The organism is Pedobacter sp. Leaf132, from assembly GCF_920984695.1.
Lineage (GTDB): Bacteria > Bacteroidota > Bacteroidia > Sphingobacteriales > Sphingobacteriaceae > Pedobacter.
The window spans coordinates 125,443-144,470 of sequence record NZ_CAKLBO010000011.1; the positions used below are offsets into that span (position 1 = coordinate 125,443).

16 protein-coding genes are annotated in these 19,028 nt (G+C 36.1%); 5 read left to right on the forward strand and 11 right to left on the reverse strand.

What is annotated here, in order from left to right; translation table 11 throughout:
• Window position 1: 1 nt before the first annotated feature.
• Window positions 2–1,189 (reverse strand): cation:proton antiporter, encoded by a 1,188-nt coding sequence (locus LUA86_RS17100; protein WP_231465040.1) that lies wholly within the window; start codon window positions 1,187–1,189, stop codon window positions 2–4.
• 69 nt (window positions 1,190–1,258) lie between these two features.
• Window positions 1,259–1,780, reverse strand: coding sequence for an acyl-CoA thioesterase (locus LUA86_RS17105; protein ID WP_231465042.1), 522 nt, complete (start codon window positions 1,778–1,780; stop codon window positions 1,259–1,261).
• A 513-nt stretch (window positions 1,781–2,293) separates the two neighbouring features.
• Here LUA86_RS17105 and LUA86_RS17110 point away from each other — a divergent pair.
• Window positions 2,294–3,781 (forward strand): alpha-amylase, encoded by a 1,488-nt coding sequence (locus LUA86_RS17110; RefSeq protein ID WP_231465044.1) that lies wholly within the window; start codon window positions 2,294–2,296, stop codon window positions 3,779–3,781.
• Window positions 3,782–3,869: 88 nt separating this feature from the next.
• Here LUA86_RS17110 and LUA86_RS17115 read toward each other — a convergent pair whose 3' ends face one another.
• The 6 genes from LUA86_RS17115 to LUA86_RS17140 all read right to left on the reverse strand — a co-directional run bounded on the left by LUA86_RS17115 (window position 3,870) and on the right by LUA86_RS17140 (window position 12,270).
• Window positions 3,870–4,799, reverse strand: coding sequence for a hydroxypyruvate isomerase family protein (locus tag LUA86_RS17115; protein WP_231465046.1), 930 nt, complete (start codon window positions 4,797–4,799; stop codon window positions 3,870–3,872).
• A complete protein-coding gene (locus LUA86_RS17120; RefSeq protein ID WP_231465048.1) occupies window positions 4,786–5,784 on the reverse strand; it encodes an FAD:protein FMN transferase in 999 nt (332 codons plus the stop codon). The genes LUA86_RS17115 and LUA86_RS17120 overlap by 14 nt, the downstream gene beginning before the upstream one ends.
• A 33-nt stretch (window positions 5,785–5,817) precedes the next feature.
• The gene (locus tag LUA86_RS17125; protein WP_231465050.1) at window positions 5,818–7,137 is read right to left on the reverse strand and encodes a Gfo/Idh/MocA family protein; all 1,320 of its coding nucleotides are present in this window, start codon (window positions 7,135–7,137) and stop codon (window positions 5,818–5,820) included.
• A gap of 20 nt (window positions 7,138–7,157) precedes the next feature.
• Complete coding sequence (locus LUA86_RS17130) at window positions 7,158–8,117, reverse strand: SUMF1/EgtB/PvdO family nonheme iron enzyme (protein WP_231465052.1); 960 nt, start codon at window positions 8,115–8,117, stop codon at window positions 7,158–7,160.
• A 115-nt stretch (window positions 8,118–8,232) separates the two neighbouring features.
• Window positions 8,233–9,510 (reverse strand): DUF5103 domain-containing protein, encoded by a 1,278-nt coding sequence (locus LUA86_RS17135; protein WP_231465054.1) that lies wholly within the window; start codon window positions 9,508–9,510, stop codon window positions 8,233–8,235.
• An 852-nt stretch (window positions 9,511–10,362) separates the two neighbouring features.
• Window positions 10,363–12,270 carry an ABC-F family ATP-binding cassette domain-containing protein gene (locus LUA86_RS17140; RefSeq protein ID WP_231465056.1) on the reverse strand — a complete coding sequence of 636 codons (1,908 nt, stop codon included), beginning with the start codon at window positions 12,268–12,270 and terminating at the stop codon, window positions 10,363–10,365.
• A 473-nt stretch (window positions 12,271–12,743) separates the two neighbouring features.
• Here LUA86_RS17140 and nudK point away from each other — a divergent pair, with 473 nt between their 5' ends.
• The 4 genes from nudK (at window position 12,744) to LUA86_RS17160 (ending at window position 15,894) form a co-directional block, all read left to right on the forward strand.
• Complete coding sequence (nudK, locus tag LUA86_RS17145) at window positions 12,744–13,328, forward strand: GDP-mannose pyrophosphatase NudK (protein WP_231465058.1); 585 nt, start codon at window positions 12,744–12,746, stop codon at window positions 13,326–13,328.
• Between the two features lie 148 nt (window positions 13,329–13,476).
• Window positions 13,477–13,887, forward strand: coding sequence for an Rrf2 family transcriptional regulator (locus LUA86_RS17150; protein WP_231465060.1), 411 nt, complete (start codon window positions 13,477–13,479; stop codon window positions 13,885–13,887).
• Between the two features lie 79 nt (window positions 13,888–13,966).
• Window positions 13,967–14,617 (forward strand): NAD(P)-dependent oxidoreductase, encoded by a 651-nt coding sequence (locus LUA86_RS17155; protein WP_231465062.1) that lies wholly within the window; start codon window positions 13,967–13,969, stop codon window positions 14,615–14,617.
• Window positions 14,618–14,862: 245 nt separating this feature from the next.
• Entirely contained in the window at window positions 14,863–15,894 is a 1,032-nt protein-coding gene (locus LUA86_RS17160) for a quinone-dependent dihydroorotate dehydrogenase (RefSeq protein WP_231465064.1), read from the forward strand.
• A gap of 1 nt (window position 15,895) precedes the next feature.
• Here the strand turns inward: LUA86_RS17160 and LUA86_RS17165 are convergent, their stop codons facing one another.
• The 3 genes from LUA86_RS17165 to LUA86_RS17175 form a co-directional block, all read right to left on the reverse strand.
• The gene (locus LUA86_RS17165; RefSeq protein ID WP_231465066.1) at window positions 15,896–16,447 is read right to left on the reverse strand and encodes a DUF4256 domain-containing protein; all 552 of its coding nucleotides are present in this window, start codon (window positions 16,445–16,447) and stop codon (window positions 15,896–15,898) included.
• Window positions 16,448–16,651: 204 nt separating this feature from the next.
• Complete coding sequence (locus LUA86_RS17170) at window positions 16,652–17,932, reverse strand: tetratricopeptide repeat protein (protein WP_231465068.1); 1,281 nt, start codon at window positions 17,930–17,932, stop codon at window positions 16,652–16,654.
• A 539-nt stretch (window positions 17,933–18,471) separates the two neighbouring features.
• The gene (locus LUA86_RS17175; RefSeq protein WP_231465070.1) at window positions 18,472–18,822 is read right to left on the reverse strand and encodes a hypothetical protein; all 351 of its coding nucleotides are present in this window, start codon (window positions 18,820–18,822) and stop codon (window positions 18,472–18,474) included.
• Between the last annotated feature and the right edge of the window lie 206 nt (window positions 18,823–19,028).

Genomic DNA, 19,028 nt, shown 5'->3' on the forward strand with positions numbered 1-19,028 from the left:
TTTAAGCAGCAGTTTCTGCTGCTTTTCTTTTGCTAAGCATTAAGCCAAAAGTCATAAAAATACTGGTTCCTAAAACTACTAAAAATAGGAAGGAAGTACCAACTTCCGGCATTTTTAATGATGTTGGTAAGTTAAAATACAGCAATATGCTTATCAATCCGCGTGGTGCGATGTATAAGATTGGCGTGATATTTCCATCCTTAAATACCTTTAAAAAGAACAATCTGATTAAGTAAATGGCTAAAAGGATAAATAATCCATTAGTGATAATAGGTAAGTTGTTCAGTTCGTGTATGTTCATTGTAAATCCAAAAATTACGAAGAAGAATGTTCTTAAAATAAACGCACTTTCTGCAGAGAGTTGGTAGAGCTGAGATAAATCTGCGGTTAAATTTTTATACAAAAAAACACTTCTAAACCAGGCATTTTGAATTGCATCAGCATTATTTAAAAACAAACCTGTACTTAAAATCAGTACCAAAGAAGAAAGATGGTACGATTGTCCGATGGCATATACCAGTATAAGTATCGAAATAATTAGGAAAAATTTTATGTGGTGATAAAGTTTACCCATTATATACAATAGAACCACGCAGGCAATTGCCGAAAGCAATATGATAAGAAAGGTGCTTAAACCTAAGCCGATAAATGCCGAAGGCGTAATAGATTGATTGCTAATGGCAAAATTAAAGATGATGATGCCTAAAATATCCGAAAAAGAAGATTCATAGATTACAAATTCTCTATCATGTTTACCAAGGGCAGCGGCCGATGGTATGGCGATTGCAGAACTGATTACGCTAAATGGAATTGCATTTGCAATGCATGAATATAAATCTCGATGCGAAATTTGATAAATAATTAGTGTGATTATGGTTGTTGTGCCAAGCAAAATGGTTAGTGCAGAAAGAAATGCACTCTTGATAATTTTATTCTTCTCTCTATCATATTTAAGTTCTAAAGAACCTTCAAATACAATTAAAATTAGTCCAACAGTACCTAAAGTTGGCAAAACCGAGAGAAAATTGAAGGTGTGAATTTTAAGGTAATCAACTAAAAAACGGAGCCCGATTCCGAGTAAAAGCAAAAGTAAAACCGAAGGAATTTTGGTTTTACTAGCCACTAAATCAAACAGATAAGAAAAAATAACTAATCCGCTTAAAATAATAAGTATGGTGTATGTTGTCATATTTTTAGCGAATGATGGTTTGCTAAAATAAGACAATCAGCCTAACAAGAAAGAAAATTTATGTAAAATTTACGATTTGAAAAATAAAGCTTTCAATTCACTTGCATCATCAGGGTTCATTTTTCCACCTAAAACGAGGCGTAACTGCCTGCGTCTTAATGCGCCATCAAAAAGTGCAATTTCTTCTTCAGTTTCGGGTAAAAGCTCAGGTACAGGAATGGTGCGGGCACTTTGGTCAACCGCTACAAAAGTATAATATGCTTCGTTGCTTTTCTGGCGTGCACCACTCGGAATATTTTCTGCCCAAACATCTAAACGTACCTCAACCGAGGTGTTAAATGCCCTTGTAACTTTGGCTTCAATAGTAATTACGTCGCCCAGTTTTATTGGGTGCTTAAAAGAAACATTATCTACAGAAGCCGTTACAACAATGCGGTTACAGTGCTTTTGAGCAGAAATTGCTGCTGCAATATCCATCCAATGCAGCAAACGTCCGCCCATTAAATTGTTTAATGTATTGGTATCGTTTGGCAACACCAATTCATTCATTATTGTAAAACTCTCTTTCGCAAATTTCTTTTTCAAACTCATAATTGGGCGAAATTAATAAAAATGCGCTATAATGGCTTTAAACATTTGAAAAGTAATTTAATTCGCCATTTTTAAAATTAGTTTCGCTCTCGTACGGTCACACTTGGCTTTAATGGGCATACTGATATGTAGTATGATTTAAGTTGTTGTGCTTTAGGATTCTGGCCATTGTGGGAGTGACGGATAAGATAACTTCCTTCCAACTCCTTTCTTAAATTTAGGAGTGGCAGGGCGTGGTTTAAACCCATCAAAAGGACGAAAAACTTGAGTTAAATAAACCAGATTGAGCGGAATAGCCCGCAATCCCGATTTAAGCACAGAATTTACATTTTTAAGGTGTGCTTGCTTGTTGCACAGGTTTCTTCGGGAGCGGCTATTAGCGAAAGCGGGGCTGCAATTGCCGATGATTTGGTGGCTTACATTTCCAAAAAAAACAAATGAATTTTGTGATAATAATTTGAAAAACAATTGATGTGCTATCCTGTTATCTTAGCATAAAAAAAAAGCGAATTAATGCAAAATCAAACAATCATCCAATTTTTCCATTGGTATTATAACGAAGAACAAAATTTGTGGACCAAAGTTGCCAACGAGGCTACGCACTTAAAAGAAATTGGTGTTACTATGGTTTGGATGCCGCCGGCTTACAAATCGAATAATGCAGCCTACGATGTAGGTTATGCAGTTTATGATTTGTTTGATTTAGGGGAATTTGACCAAAAGGGTGGTGTAAATACCAAATACGGTAATAAAGAAGAATATTTAAAAGCTATTGATGCTTTACACGAAAATGAAATTAGCGTTGTAGCAGATATTGTTTTTAACCATAAGGCAGGTGGCGACGAGCTTGAAAAAGTGAAGGTTAGAACTGTAAACCCAGATAATAGAGAAGAATTTACAAGTGATGTTTTTGAAATTGAAGCCTGGACAAAATTTACTTTTCCAGGCCGACAAGGCAAATACTCTGAATTTATTTGGGACCATTTATGTTTTAGCGGTGTAGATTGGGCAGAAGACATAAAAGAAACGGCTATTTATTCCATTCAAAATCATTTAGGAGAAGGCTTTGAAAAAGTGCCATCTACTGAACTCGGTAACTATGATTATTTAATGTACAACGACATTGATTATAGGAACCAGGCGGTGATTGATGAATTAAAATATTGGGGCGAATGGTATGTGGAAACGACAAAAGTTGATGGTTTTAGACTTGATGCCGTAAAACACATCAATCCGGATTTTATTATCGAGTGGCTGGATCATTTAAATCAAAAGTTTAACCGCCAATTTTTTGTTGTTGCAGAGGATTGGAACGTTTCTGATATTGAAGGTCAATTGGAATATATTGACACCACAGGAGGCAGAACACAGATTTTTGATTCGCTTTTACACCAAAATTTTTATACGGCAAGTAAGGAAGAAAGTGAGTTTGATATGCGAACCATTTTAGATAATACTTTGGTTCAGATTAACCCGGCTTTAGCGGTTACTTTTGTTGATAATCATGATTCGCAACCTTTGCAAGCCTTAGAATCTTATGTAGAATTTTGGTTCAGACCGCTTGCTTATTCTATAATTTTACTTAGAGAGCAAGGCATTCCTTGTCTGTTTTTTCCGGATGTTTACGGTGGCATTTACGACGATAAAAACCCAGAAGGGGAAGACACACATATAGACTTAGCGATTATTCCGGAAGTTGAAATGATGAGTAAATTGCGTGCCAGCCATGCTTATGGCTTGCAAAGAGAATATTTAGATCATGGAAATTGCATCGGCTGGACAAGAGAAGGCGATGATGAACACGGAAATAGCGGCTTAGCTGTTTTAATGAGTAATGGCGAAGAAGGTTTTAAACAAATGGAAGTTGGGCAAAAGTTTGCTGGCAAAGCATTTGTAGATGCTTTAGGCAAAAGAGAAGGCGAAATTATGATTGATGAAAATGGATTTGCCGAATTCCATTGCAATGGTAAAAGTGTTTCTGTTTGGGTTTTAAAGGCATAAACCTTGCAAGAATAACCATTTAAGAAATGTAAACTTATTCAAACTTACATTTCTTAAATGGTTAACCTTAAAACTGCTATATCTATTATCAAGCTAAAAAATTATCAACTTCGCGATAAGCTTTGATTACCTCTAGCTCGCCAGCTTTATCTGGTTTTGAATTTCCATGCTCCATGCCCATAACACCTTTGTAGCCTTTGCTGTGTAGGTGTTTGAAAATGTTTTTATAGTTGATTTCACCGGTAGTTGGTTCTTTTCTACCCGGATTATCTCCAATCTGGATGTAAGCAATTTCATCCCAACATCTATCTATCGTTTTAATTAAGTCGCCTTCAGTGCGTTGCATGTGGTAAATATCGTATAAAATTTTACACGATGGACTTTTTACCGCCTTACAAACCGCATAGGTTTCATTTGTTTTTTGAAGGAAAAGTTCAGGCGTATCACTTAAGGTTTCTAAAACCATTATTAAGCCATGAGGCTCAAAAATTTCTGCACCCGCACGCATGGCATCAATTACATTGGCAAACTGATTACCGTATGGCAAATTACGCTCGTAAAAACCTGGTACAACTGTTAGCCATTTCGCATTACATCGCTTTGCGGCCTCAACAGATTTTTTACAGGTTTCTATAAACTTATCTTTGAATTCTTTTTTGCCTGTTGTTAAAGATGTTTTCCAGTTATCGCCGCCATCTACAACAAAAACGCCCATTCTCATGCCAAGTTTGGATAAGAGATTACCAATTTTTTCCTGTTCATCTACGCTCCGGCCTAAAAAGCTATTGTCTTCAATCGATCGGAAACCTTTATCATACATATATTGAATCTGATCTAAAAAACTTTTGCCTGCATGATTTTGAAACATGCCCTGGTGCGGTGCATAGTCGAGATTGAAAGTTTTATCGGCCAAAGAATTGTGATTGGAGTTAGACGCAAACGCACTTGTAATTGTGCCTCCGGTAGTTAATGCACCCGCTGTGAGCAAAGTGCTTTTAATAAATTCACTTCTTTTCATCTGTTTGGTTTTTAGATTGATTTTCGATGTAAATTAATTTCCTGAAGCCTGTAGAAAGCGTGTCGGTAATTTTACCATCTGTATTTTTATAAACGAAGTATGCTTCTATATTTTTGTGTTTTTCTACGAAATTTAAAGCATCATTAATATGCATGGCCATTAAACTATTGTCGTAACCATCGGCTGTAATGGCATCATTTGCATAAACGGTAACACTTATCATTTCATTATTTAATGGATAGCCGGTTTTTGGATTTATAAGGTGCGAGATTTTTTTAGAACCCGACTGGTGAAATTTTCTATGATTGCCAGATGTTGTAATCGCCCCGGAATTTATGGCTACAATGTGCCTGATTACGGGTATTCCGTTTGCATCCGGACCTTCAACGCCGATTTTGATGTTGTTACCATCTGGTTTTGGTCCCGAAACTCTAATCTCGCCGCCCAATTCTGCAATATATTTTGTTATGCCATTCGCTTCCAGATATTCTGCAATTAAATCTACGCTATATCCCTGAGCAATTCCGTTTAAATCTATTTTAACACAAGGTTTAGTTTTACTCAGCATTCCATTTTTTAGCCTGATGTTTTTCATGCCTACACAATGCAGAAGACCTTTAATTGCGGCCTCATCTGGTTCTTGTCTTTCCTCTGCCGGACCAAAACCCCATGCCTGTACCAATGGTGCAACGGTAATATCAAAAGCGCCCTTTGTATCGGTGTTTATTTCAATACTTTTTTGCAAAACATCTGCAATAAATTTATCCGTTTTTATTGGGCCATTGCCCGAATTAAATTTTGAAATAAGTGAATTGCTTTTATAAAGCGACATTGATAAATCTATAACATTCAATAAACTATCAATATCGCTTTTCTTTACTAAACTATCTGTTGCGTAATAAATTATGCTATAGTCTGTGCCTTGCGCTATTCCATTTAATTCATATTTATTTAGTTCTTTTTTTGTAAAAAAAAGATTGACCAAAATTAAATTAAGCAATAGCAGCAACAATCGCATTTACAGAACTTTTGTTTTTCCTGGCATTGCGTATGGATACAATCCATTTGCATCTGGCAATACTTTTGGCATTGCATCCCAGGCAAATTTATCTGGCATTAAACTATTATTTGCAGCTAATGCTTCATCCCATTTTATGGTTTCGCCAGAATAAGTTGCATAGCGACCAATAATAGAAGTAAACGTACTGGTTGCCGCATATTCAACATTATTGAATTTATATTCGCCTTTTGAAATTGCTTCAAAAAGTTCATCGTGCTCGGTTTGGTAGGGGTTTGCATTCCCTTTTGTATTGTGGTTATACAATTCTTTTCCGCTATAGTCTTTCATTATGGCCTGGTTACTTCCTGATAAGTAAATTTTACCTTTCGTACCCATAAAAGATTCATCAACACGGTTGCTAATACCTTCAAAATGGCGGCATTGACTGTGAATTACAGCACCATCGGCGTAGGTTAGTTCTATAGAATGGTTATCATAAATTTCTCCATAATCTTTACCGGTTCTCCATGCCCGGCTGCCCGTTCCCTGTACAGATACAGGATGTGCATTTTTTATCCAATTTGCAATATCAAGGTTATGAACGTGTTGTTCTACAATATGATCGCCGCATAACCAGTTAAAATAATACCAGTTTCTCATTTGATATTCCATTTCGGTTTGGCCCGCTTTCCGTGGGTTAACCCAAACGCCGCCACTGTTCCAATACACCTGGCCCGACATGATATCGCCAATTGCACCATCATTAATGCGTTTCATGGCTTCGCGATAATTGGTTTGATATCTTCTCTGTAATCCAACCACAACGTTTAATTTTTTCTTCTTCGCTTCTTCTGCGGCAGCCAAAACTTTTCTTATTCCAGGTGCATCAACCGCAACTGGTTTCTCCATAAAAATTTGCTTGTTTTGCTTAACTGCTTCCTCAAAATGAATGGGCCTAAATCCTGGAGGTGTTACTAATAGAACCACATCTGCCAGTGGAATTGCTTGTTTATACGCATCAAAGCCTACAAACTGGCGTTCTTTCGGAACATCCATTTTAGCCGCAAATTTGCTCGAAAGGGCTTCATAGCTTTTATCAATTCTATCTTGAAAAGCATCGGCCATGGCAACCAATTTAATGTTGTATTTTGTGCTTAAAGCTTGAAAGGCAGCTCCCGTACCACGATCACCACAACCAATTAATGCAATTTTTATGGTATCTGAACCCGATGCATAAGCACCAGCCAGCGGGAATGAACTCAGCATTGCACTTCCGGCAAGTAAAGCCGATGCCTTTAAAAATTCACGGCGTTCTTGTAAGGAAATAGATTTTTTCATGTGGTTTTATTTGGTTTAGGTTAATAATCTGCAATAGGTTTTTTGTTGTAATAGGCATCAATTTCTTCCTTTGATGGAGGCGTAACTGGTCTAACCAATCTTAATCCAACAAATGGTGCTTCTGGAAACCACCAATTGCTTTTTGGAATTTGTGGGTCTAATTGTTTCCACGAAGGGCTTGAAGCTAATCTAACTGAAGAGGTCAGCTTGTCGGCGCTTTCATCGTAAGAGCCGCCACGTACACTGTTTGGGTAAAGCTTTTCTGGTTTAGCAACCGGATTTTCTGAAACTTTATCTTTAGCAAGAGAATAAAAATTTTCCAGATATTGGTCATAAGTCCATTCGGCAACATTACCATGCATATCATGCAAACCCCATGCATTTGGTTTTTTTTTTCCTACCGGATGCGTTTTATTTTCGCTGTTATCTTTATACCAGCCGTATTCCATTAATTTAGATTCATCATCTCCAAAGGCATATTTGGTTTTACTTCCTGCTCTGCAAGCATACTCCCATTCGGCTTCGGTTGGTAAACGATAAAATACACCTGTACGAGCGTATAGCCATTTGCAAAATTGTATAGCGTTATATTGCGTCATTGCAATAGCAGGCTGATTTTCTTTACCCATACCAAAGGTCATATCTAAATACGGTTTGGTGGGTCGGGTTACTGCATCAACATTTGCAGGTATTTTCCCGTTGCTGGCTTTTAATTCGTAATCGCGATATAAAAATGGCTCGAAAATATTCCAGGTAACCTCATGTTTTCCCATCCAAAAAGCATCAAGTTTTACTGTGTGCACAGGTTTTTCATCGGCAGCACCTGCATTATTTCCCATATCAAAAGTTCCGGCAGGGATAGCCAACATATCAAATTGAAGCGATGTTCCTTCTATATTTTGAGTATATGATTTGGTTTGAGCTTGAATAAAACTTAGCGGTAAGCATAAAAAGGCAATGGCAATTATTTTTTTAGACATGATTGTTGGTTAGTGGGGATTTATGTTTCTTAAGTTGCGCTAAATCGTATTACTAATTTAGGAAGTATGTTTTAAAAGGAAGAAAAATCTTGTAACAAATAAGGTAGTTTTTGAATTATCTCTTATCGGTAATTCGGTTAGATAAGTTTGTAAATCCTATTAAGGTATCCCATCTGGCGCCCGGTTTTCTGTAATAAACAAAAATCTGGTAGGTGTTTTCGGTTTGAAAAAATGAACATTCGAATGATCTTGTTTCTACAGTATTTGTAGCTTTATCCAGCCAGGCATATTCGTAATCGTAAAGTCCTTGTTTTAGTAATATGTTAGTGTAAAACTGTTTTCGGCCTTCATCATAAAGTAATTTATTTTCTTTAGATAAAGTATAATTATTAAAACGCCCGATAACATAAGCATCTCCGGCGGTAGATGGGGCTTGCGCATTTAAAGTGAAAAGTACGCTCAAGTACTCAGCCTCCGTTTTATCATCCCTACCATCGGTATTTCTGATGTAGAAATTACCATTTTCATCCAGTTGATTTGCAAAGGCTTCTTTATTTCTTGGAGCATCCTGAAAAAGTATTACGCTAACCGATTCATTATCTCTAAAAATATCTTTAACATTGCCCGCTTTATAACGTAAGCTTCTGGTATCAAACTTCCTAAATTCGTTATCAGCCCAAAAATCATTTGTATTAATATCATTAAAAACAAGCTGATTTGGCCTCACAAAAGATGGGCTTTTATTAATCTGTAAAGTATTATAATTAAAATTTTGCATCACAATTGTTTTTATATCCTGATAAGGATTTGCGATTGAAATGTTGTGATTTAACGTAAAATTTATCTTTTGTTTCAAGTTTCTATCGGCTACCTGCAAAGGATTGGTAATTTCTGCAGCGATGGCGATTACATTTTCTAGTACATAAAACCTTTGAGAGATTACAGGTTTCTTTTTATCATTATCCTCAAAAACCCTTAAAATATAGTTTCCGCTAATTTTAGGTTTGACCTGATTGTTCGGAAAACTTAATTCATAGTGCGTGTATTTTCGGGTGGTGTTTGATGAGTATTTGTAATTAAATATTCGGTCTTCATTAAAGCCATCGAGATAATCGAGTGTAGAAATTTTGGATGTTTGCCAATCTGATGTGCAATGTTCTATACTGTACCAATAGTTTTTGGTGCCACCTAATAAATCATCAAAGCTAAAAGAAATGGTTTCAGTAGAATTTAAAAGAATGATGGGTATAGACTGTTCTTTACTGCTATTATAACATAAAACTGTTTTAATGTTTGGCAGGTAAATTTTATTATCGTTGGTAAATGTGCTTTCTGTTTGGGCAAAAGATAGGGTAGAAACGAAAAGTAAAAGTGCTGCGATTAGTTTTTGCATAACTAAAAGTACATAGTATAAATCAATTTTAAAAGATTTGATATGGAGTCGGGAAAGACAAAAAAAGATTGCCACTGAAACACGGATTTACACGGAAGTATTAGGTTATAGCTCCGAGCCTTCTGTATTTCCGTGGCAAAAAGAAAAAGGATAAAAATATTGCCACGGAAGCATGGATTTACATGGAAGTTTTTGGGCTATAGCTCAGTGCCTTCTGTATTTCCGTGGCAAAAAAAAAGATAAAAAGTTTGCCACTGAAACACGGATTTACACGGAAGTTTTTTGGCTATAGCTCAGTGCCTTCTGTATTTCCGTGGCAAAAAGAAAAAAGACAAAAAAATATTGCCACTGAAATACGGATTTACACGGAAGTTTTTGGGCTATAGCTCCGAGCCTTCTGTATTTCCGTGGCAAAAAGAAAAAAGATAAAAAAATTGCCACGGAAACACGGATTTACCCGGAAGTATTTGGGTGATAGCTCCGTGCCTTCTGTATTTCCGTGGCAAAAAGAAAAAGGATAAAAAGATTGCCACGAAACACGGATTTACACGGAAGTTTTTGGGCTATAGCTCCGAGCCTTCTGTATTTCCTTGGCAAAAAGAAAAAAGACAAAAAAATATTGCCACTGAAACACGGATTTACACGGAAGTTTTTGGGCTATAGGTCTGTGCCTTCGAGCTTTCCGTGGCAGAAGACAAAAACTTATTATCCAATAAATCTGTTAATCTGTGGCTCAAACGAAGCTAGTAACCTGTTTCCATGGCAACAAAAAAGCCGCAGAAAAATTCTCCGGCTTCTATTTATAAGATTGCCATAACCGATGAAAAATCGGCTTCGCAATGACGTAATTTGTTAACCTTCCAGTTCCATAATTTCTCCGGCTAAGGTTTCCCATTTAGCCTGGCTATTATCTAAATCTTGTTTGGAAGCAAGGTATCTTTTATTGGTTTCGGCTAATTTATCGGCCTTGCCATAAACATTTTCATCAGCAAGTTCAGCTTCAATATTTTTCACAGCTGTTTCTTGTTCTGCGATTAAAGCTTCCACTTTTTTCAATTCGTCATTTAATTTTTTTAATTGATTTGCTGCGTTTGGAGTTATCGTTTTCGGAGCTTCCATAACTTTTTCTGGCATTTTTACCGGAATTGGTTTTGAAGCCGGAATTATCCTTTTACTATTCCATTCTTCGTATTCTGCATAAGTTCCTGGATATTGTTTGATTTGCTCATTTTCGATAAACCAGATCTTATTAGCAACATTATCAAGGAAATACCTATCGTGTGAAACCGCGATAAAAGTACCTTCAAATTGCTGTAAAGCCTGAATCAAAATATTTACCGATTGAATGTCAAGGTGATTGGTTGGCTCATCCAGAATTAAGAAATTAGAATCTGTGGTTAAAGATTTAGCCAAAGCCACACGCGATTTTTCTCCACCGGATAAAACCTTAATTTTCTTAAAAACATCATCGCCGGTAAATAAGAAACAGCCTAAAATGCTACGCAATTCCGTATCCGAATGTTTAGGCGCAAAGGCCTGTAATTCTTCCAAAATTGCATTTTCAAGATGTAAAGATTCCAACTGGTGCTGAGCAAAAAAAGTTGTGGTAACATTATGACCAGTTTCGCAGAAACCATCAAATTTCTCCGTTCCGGCAATCATCCTCAATAACGTAGATTTACCTTTACCGTTTGCACCAATCAAGGCAATTTTATCGCCTTTTTCAATCACAGCTTCAGCATCTTCCAAAATATGAACATTTGGGTAATGCTTCGTTGCATGCTCAATACGCACAACATGTCGGCCGGAAGGTTTAGTAAATTTAAAGCTGAAATTTACCGTTGGGTTATCATCATCCACATCATCAATACGCTCCATTTTATCCAAAGCTTTCATACGCGATTGCGCCATTTTTGCTTTCGAAGCTTTTGCCTTAAAACGCTCAATTAAACGTTCTTCCTGCTTAATTTTGGCCTGCTGATTTTTAAATTCTCCCTTTTGAATTTCGCCACGCAAAGCTTTTTCCTCTACATAAAAGCTATAATTACCAGCGTAAACTGTTAATTTTCCTTTACGCGATTCTACCGTACGGTTTACAATTTTATCTAAGAAATATCTATCGTGAGATACAATTACAATTGCACCTTCAAAGCTTGCCAAATAGTTTTCCAGCCATTTGATGGAAGGTAAATCCATGTGGTTGGTCGGCTCATCCAGCAACAAAATATCAGGCGTTTGTAGTAAAATTTTCGCAAGCATTACACGCATACGCCAGCCTCCCGAAAAGGTATTTAGCGGACGATGTTGGTCTGCAGTGCTAAAACCCAAACCGGCCAAAATTTCGTTTGCTCTGTATTCGATATTGTAACCATCCAAAGCTTCAAATTCCTGCTGTTTATCGCTCAATTTATTTAAAACCTCTTCGCTATAATCGCTCTCAATTTTCTTCAGCAACTCTTCAATTTCATCATGTAGTTGGTTTTGGCGCTCAAAAGCTTCCATAGCTACATGCAAAATTGAATGATGCGATTCATAAGAAAGTAAATCCTGGTTTAAATACCCTATTTTCAGGTCTTTAGACATAGAAACCGTTCCGGAAGTTGGGGCATATTCGCCAACAATAATCTTTAAAAGTGTCGATTTTCCGGTTCCGTTAGCACCAATTAAACCAGCTCTATCACCAGGTTTAATGTGCCAATTTGCTTCTTCGTATAAGGCTCTGGAGCCAATTAGGAATGTTAAATTATTTATTGAAATCATTTCGGCTGCAAAAGTACGAATTTTAAAAGCTAATTTCTTTTGGAAAGCGAAATAGACAAATGTTTAACTCTTTTGATTTCTTGTAAAGCAGTGGCAGATCATTTTTTTAAAGTATCTTCCTGCTATTCGCTGCAATCTTTTTGTTCATGTCAGTCTGATCTTGTCGAAGATCTGCATCAAAAAGGATTTTCGCTGCTATCAGGTTTATAAATCAAATTAGTTCCTTGTATTAACGGTTGCTTGCTGCATCTATCTAAATCCGGTCTGTTGAAACAAGACGGCGAGGAAACATTCAATCCGCATAATCTACCATCATTTCCACCGAAGGGGAGAAATCTTTGTATTAGACTAATCTTAAAATTTATCTAAAAAAAATATAAATGAGCATTAGTTAATTTCACATTGCATTTCATTGCCGTTGACTTCAGTCAACGGTTAAAAAATTAATACATTTGGTTTTAAAGCCCAAACGCATGAGCAACGAAAATATTAAAATTTTAAGCACAGAAATTCTATCAGATAATTGGTACACCTTAAATAAAATTACCTTCGAATACCATAAAAAAGATGGTACCGTGCAAACGCAAAACCGAGAAGCTTACGACAGGGGCAATGGAGCAACCATTTTGCTTTACAATAAGGAAAATGGAACTGTAATTCTAACCCGCCAATTCCGCTTGCCAACATATATAAATGGCAACAACGATGGAATGTTAATCGAAACATGTGCAGGATTAGTGGATAAAGATAATCCTGAAACAGCCATAAAACGCGAAACAGAAGAAGAAACCGGCTATAAAATAAAGGATGTGAAAAAGGTGTTTGAAGCCTATATGTCGCCGGGTTCGGTTACAGAAATTTTATACTTTTTTGTAGCAGAATATTCAAAAGATATGAAAGTAAGTGAAGGTGGCGGTCATCACGAAGAACAAGAAAATATTGAGGTTTTAGAATTACCCTTCAGTAAAGCTTTGGATATGATAAAAACCGGAGCAATTAAAGACGGAAAAACCATTATGCTTTTGCAATACGCACAAATCAACGGCTTGGTAGAATAGGTTTTAAACCATAAATAAAAAAAAGGTGCGTCATTAAATTAATGATGTACCATTTTAGCTTAATAACGAAAAAATAAAATTCGGTTTACATTTCTTTGAAATATTAAATAAATCTTTACATTTGTACTGTAATAAAAATAATTACAGAATGATAAGCAGCCGTTTTCCAATTTCCTTACACATACTTACTTTGCTCGATGATGCAAATGGGGCAGTGGTAAGTTCTGATTATTTGGCTGGAAGCATTAATATTAATCCGGTTTTGGTACGTAAAGAAATTATGAACTTGCGTAAACATGGCTTTGTTGACAGTAAAGAGGGGAAAGGTGGGGGCTCTTTTTTAGCGAAAAGTGCAAGCGATATTAATCTCGGCGATGTTTATAAATCTCTCAGAAATCAGAATATTTTGGGACAAAGTAAAAACGAACCAAACCCAAAATGTCCAATTGGTAAACAAATTAATCAACACTTAAATACACTTTACAGCGATGCAGAAAATGCTTTGGTAGATAATTTATCTAAACAAAGCCTGGCAGATTTCGCATCAAAATTCAAATAAAAAATTTTAAATAAAACTGTAATAAAATTTATTACAATAATTAAATCAAATTTAAATTCAATAAATAAAAATTAAGAACATGAAAGTAGCATTAATAGGCGCATCTGGCTTTGTAGGTAAAGCCCTTTTAAATGAGTTGGTTTCTCGTGGAAACGAAGTAATTGCAATTGCCCGCAATACAGAAAAAATCGAAAGCAATGATGATAAAGTAACCAAACTTGCAGTTGATATTTTGGATACAGAAAAATTGGTTGAAGCTTTAAACGGAGCCGACGCCATTGTTAGCGCTTTTAACCCCGGCTGGACTAATCCAAATCTTTATAACGAAACCCTTGCTGGAGCCCAGGCCATTCACAAAGCAGTTAAAGCATCGGGTGTAAAACGTTACATTTTTATTGGAGGTGCAGGTACTTTGCAAATTGATGGAAAACAACTAGTTGATGGACCGCAATTCCCCGCAGAAATTTATCCTGGAGCATCAGCAGTGAGAGATTATTTTAATATTTTAAAACAAGAGAAAGAATTAGATTGGTTATTTTTTAGTCCGGCAATCGAAATGCACCCAGGCATCACCATCGGTCGCACCGGTAAATATCGTTTAGGAAAAACATCACCGGTATTTAATGAAGAAGGGCGTTCAATTTTATCTGTTGAAGATTTATCAATCGTTTTGGCTGATGAATTAGAAAACAATGCACATCATCAGGAGCAATTTACAGCAGCTTACTAATAAAGATGTAAGGCAGATGATGTAGGAGGGAAGATGGATGGTGGGGATGTGTGATGGCAGAGCTATAATGGAAGATGTATTACAGATGGTATGGTAGGTAAGAATAAATATAAATTTTGGTTTATATATCATTAATAGAATAGGTGCAGTTATTAACACTTCCATCTTTCATGCTCCATTTTCCATCATTCATCCTCTAAACAACTCCATTTTCCATTTTTCTATATTTTATTTATCTTCGTGGCATGTATCGCCTTATTAAACCAATATTCTTCAAGTTTGACCCAGAAAACGTACATTATTTCGTTGTTAAGCGGTTAAAATGGTTTAATGATAAATTTCCGTTAGGAAAAACCATTATTCGCAGCAGTTTCGATTTCAGTATAAAAGGACTGGAGAAAGAGGTTTTCGGTATAAAATTTAGAAATCCTGTGGGTTTGGCTGCTGGTTTTGATAAAAATGGCGAATATGTAGAGCCACTTAGCAATTTAGGTTTTGGCTTTATAGAAGTTGGTACAGTTACTCCAATGCCTCAACCCGGAAATGATAAGCCAAGAATGTTTCGTTTACCTAATGATGAGGCTTTAATCAACAGAATGGGTTTCAATAATAAGGGTGTAGATGTTATGGCAGAACGCTTGCGTATGCTTAAAGATAAACATCCTGATATTGTTGTAGGTGGAAACATTGGTAAAAACAAAGCAACTTCTAACGAGAATGCGGTAAGCGATTACATAAAATGTTTTGACAGGTTATTTGACGTGGTAGATTATTTCGTAGTCAATGTTAGCTCGCCCAATACGCCAGGCTTGCGTGAATTGCAAGAAAAGGAACCACTTAAAAATATTTTAAATACTTTACAGCAGCGCAATCTAAAAAACAATATTTCTCGTCCGATTTTATTAAAAATTGCGCCTGATTTAACCGATGCTCAGTTGGATGATATTATCGAAATTGTGGCAGAAACGAAGATTGCCGGTATCATTGCAACTAATACCACCATTAGCCGGGAAAATTTAGCTACCGAAAAAACGTTATCAGGAGAAATGGGCGGTTTAAGCGGCAAACCTGTTAAAGAACGTTCTACAGAAGTTATTAAATATCTTTCTGAAAAATCGAATAAAGCATTTCCTATCATCGGTGTTGGTGGAATACACTCGGCAAAAGATGCACAGGAAAAATTAGATGCCGGAGCAAGTCTGGTTCAATTATATACTGGTTTTATTTACGAAGGGCCGGGTTTAATAAAATCGATTTGCCAGTCTTTAGTAAAGTAATTTAAAACTTTAGCATTCCTCGAAAAGCTCTTGCAGCATAATAAGATGATGCACCATTGTGATAAATAAAAACCGTATCATATCTGTAGTCTGCAAAAATTGCACCTCCTAATTTTCTGATATTATCTGGGGTTTTTATCCAGCTTGAGGTTTTCATATCAAATTTTCCAAGCTTTTGTAGTGCTCTGTATTGCGATTCATCAAGTATTTCAATACCCATTTCATTCGCCATATCTATAGCGGTGTTTTCTGGCTTAAATTCCTTTCTGCTATCTAGTGCCTCACGATCGTAACAAATACTTCTTCTACCTTTAGGTGTTTCAGTAGCGCAATCGCAAAATAAATACTCGTTTGTTTCTTTATCATATCCAATTACATCAGGCTCGCCACCGGTACGTTCCATTTCGTTTAGCGACCAAAGTTTTTCTGGATTACTTTTCAGCTTAGCTTCAACTTTGCTCCAATCCACATCTTTATGTCGGTTTGTATTTCTATCGAAACGTAACTTTAACAATGCTATGAGTGTGTCAGAATCTTGAACTGATAATTGCATTTTACCCATTTTTATTGGTGAAGATAGTTAAATCCACGATGATGTTAAAAGTATAGAATTAAAATAATTTTCGGCATTCTTGTCGCAGCTTCCTCTTAGGTTAATTACCACACAAAAAATGGTTTTAGATTATGCAAAGCGAATAAACCTTTTTATTTTAATATTTACTTTGATGAACAGAATATAATTCAATTGGAGCGTTAATTACCAGTCACAACCTTTAATCAATCCTTTTGATAAGCCAACTTTTTTAAGTTCACCATCTTTTTTAATTTCTACAAATCTTTCTACACGCTCGCTACGCTCAACCACGTAATCCTGATCTTGATAATAGTTGGTTATTACCCGTGTATTGCCTTGCATTGCCGTATTCTGACCGTTATAAACCCTATTGGTTTTAAGCTGGTTAAAATTATGTATCATCTGGATGAAGTATTTTCCGGGTTTTAATCCATCAAATGCAAAGTCTCCATTACGGTCTGTAAATGCCTCAATGGCGTATTTATTTGCTTCTTTTGACATGTACACCGATAATTTTTTACCCTCTTTCTTCTCTCTTAGTTCATACCATTCTTCCAGATAGGGCGTAACAGGAAATAAAACGACTCTAGTTCCTGCGGCTGTAAATATTCTGCCATCAATTTTTGAGCAGGCTCTACCTTCAATTTTAGATAAGCCACGGCTTAATGCTGATTGGGCCAGCGCTGCATCAAAGGTTCCCTTTGGATAGATAGAACGTTTTGAGCTTCCTGCTGTGGCCGCAAGTTTGCCGCCCAAATCGCTATATTTTTTCCGGTCGAGGTCTGCCAATTTGGTGCTGCCAATAGCATCATAACAATAAGCACGACCGATATAAGACAAAAGATACTTTGGGTCAAGCTCTAAAGCTTTTGTGTAATTTGTGATGGCTTGTGTAAAGTTTTCCTTAATGCTGTACACATATCCAATATTATTATATCCGGTGGCATCTTGAGGGAATAACTTAACAGACGTTTGAAAATCGGCAAGTGCTAAGTCAGGCTTTTCCCAATCGCAATACATGTTACCCCGATATATGTATAAATCTTGGTATTCTTTACCACCCAATTCTATAGCTTTTGTATAATTTGTAACGGCCAATTCATAATTCTTCTGAATTTCATAAATAATACCTTGGTTTTTATACACGGCAGGTTCTTTCGGGTTCAATTGAATAACTTTTGCGTAATCTGCAAATGCCTCCGTATACTGCTCTTTTTTCTTGTAACAAACACCACGGTTTAAATAAGCATTGGCAAATTTAGGACTAAGCACTATGGCTTTTGTGTAATTGTCAATGGCAAGATCGTATTGCTGTTCCGCATAATATTTAGTGCCCAGAGTGTAGAATGCATCTGCTGTATTAGGATTTTGCTCTTTATTACCATTTTGGGCAAAAAGCATGTTCATATTTGCAATTAATATAAACACTACAAAAACAGAATGTTTGATTACTTTCTTAGGCATAATGAAGGTTGTTTTAGTTAATAATTTGCCAGGTTCTTTGCTTACGGCTTCTGCCGGATAAAACTCACATGGAATAAAAAAAATGTAAAATAGATTTCAATAGCCTTGGTTAGATTTGAATTTCTATTGATAATTTTTTTAAAATTCAGCTTGTTGCTCGCGGTGGGATGAATTATTTTGCAAACAGCTAAAGTTACAAAACACGACTATATTAACTAAATAACATTCGTAAATCCAATTTTGATATTTATTAGATTTTTGGGTTTATGATGTTTAAATTCAGTTATTTACCTGCATTTTTATCTCCCAAATTCTTTTGGATTTACGAATGTTTTGTCAATTTTTATGGTTGGGCGGGTAAGAGAATTTTATTTTGTTTTTGGTTATAACACCAACCAAAGGTAAAATGGAGTAAAGCTTTTCTTTTAGCGCTCTAAATCATAAAACGCCGGTACAAATTTGATTTCGTAATAGTCAACCGATTAATCTTTTGTCTTTGGCTACAAATTTTGCAAACGCAAGTAATGCGCCTGTAATCATTATATTTCGGAAAAAGTTAACCATTTCCAATTCCATTTCTTTCTCAGGTTAGCAGTCATATTTTCTGGTACTAATTCATATCCCATTGCCCTTGGTAAATGAATTAAAATAGCCATTAAAATTACATACAATGCCATCAACGAATAAGATAACTTGTCATATTTCCCAATTAAAGCACTGACAATGAAAAGTAAGATGCAAACTGAGGTTAAGTAGTTCCAGAATAAGGGAAACGGAATATAGTCTGGAACGAAGGATGCTCCAACGTTGGGTTTGCCAAGATGTAAGCCAACGTAAAGCAAAAACGAAAGCGGAAAAATATACTTTCCCAAGTTTAAAATTTTGTCCATTGTTGTTTTTGTTAATTTGTTGGAAATGGGATGAGTGGTCTGATTTCCACAGAACTACTTGGATATTTTAGAATTGGGCATGTAAGCTCCCCTGTTTTTCAGACCATTCAAAAGTATAATTTTGTCCTCAAATTTCCTGCAATAAATCTACAGGAGATTTGAAGTTTAATGCCTGGTGTGGTCGATGGTAATTGTAGTCCACCATC